The organism is Streptomyces sp. ATLC9, assembly GCF_057196705.1.
Window position 1 is genome coordinate 1 of the sequence record NZ_JBXUOY010000544.1, and the last position, 830, is coordinate 830.

Consider the following 830-nt stretch of genomic DNA (forward strand, 5'->3'; position numbering starts at 1 on the left):
CGCAGGGCCCGTCGGCGGTCCGCGCGCCCGCGGCGCTCGGCGCGGCGTGGCCGGGGGAACCGGGCACGGCGAGCAGTGCGGAGGCGGCGGGCGCCACGGCGCCCAGCAGGAGGGCCAGGGCCGTCAGCAGGACGCGGACCGGGGCGGCGCGGAGCGCGGCGGACCGCTGGACCATGCCGCCTCCTCCTCCGCTGTCCTCCCGCGGCGCCGGCGGCGCCCGCCCGCACCCTCCCGCATCCGCGGGCGGCGCGGAACCGGGCTCAGGGCTCGATCAGCCCCACGCGGATCGCGTGGCGGGTCGGCTCCGGGCGGTCGCGCGGCCCGAGCTTGTGCAGCATGTTCGCACGGTGCCTCTCCACCGTCTCGACGCTGATGGCCGGTGTCTCGGCGATCTCCTTCGAGGAGTGGCCCTCGGCGACCGGCTTGAGCACCTCCTCCTCCCGCGCGGTGAGCACCCGTTCGGGCACCTCCCCGCCCTGCCGGACGCGGTCGAGGCAGCTGCGGATCAGCGCGGTGGCCGCACCCGGGTGGAGGAACGGCTCGCCGCGCACCGCCGCCCGGCAGACGAAGTCCGCCCGGATGGTGCCGGCCGGCGTGGGGGCCGCCCGGGACGGATGGACCGGGGCGGCTACGGCCACTGCCTGCTGCGCTCCGGCCCCGTCCCGGCGCGGATGCCGGAGACCGCCCCGCAGGCCCGCTGCCGCGCGCACTGACGGCGCACCGGGGAGACGCGGCGGTGACACCGGGCTCGCCGCCCGCCCACGGGACGGCGGGGGGCCCGCGCGCCCGCCCCGCCCCCCCCCCGGCTGCCCCCCCCCCCCCCCGCGCCG

At 81.1% G+C, this 830-nt stretch carries 1 pseudogene; it reads right to left on the reverse strand.

What is annotated here, in order from left to right:
* Positions 1-260 precede the first annotated feature (260 nt).
* Positions 261-566, reverse strand: a pseudogene (locus tag AC2CJA_RS26950) (response regulator transcription factor); the annotation flags it as partial.
* Positions 567-830: the final 264 nt, after the last annotated feature.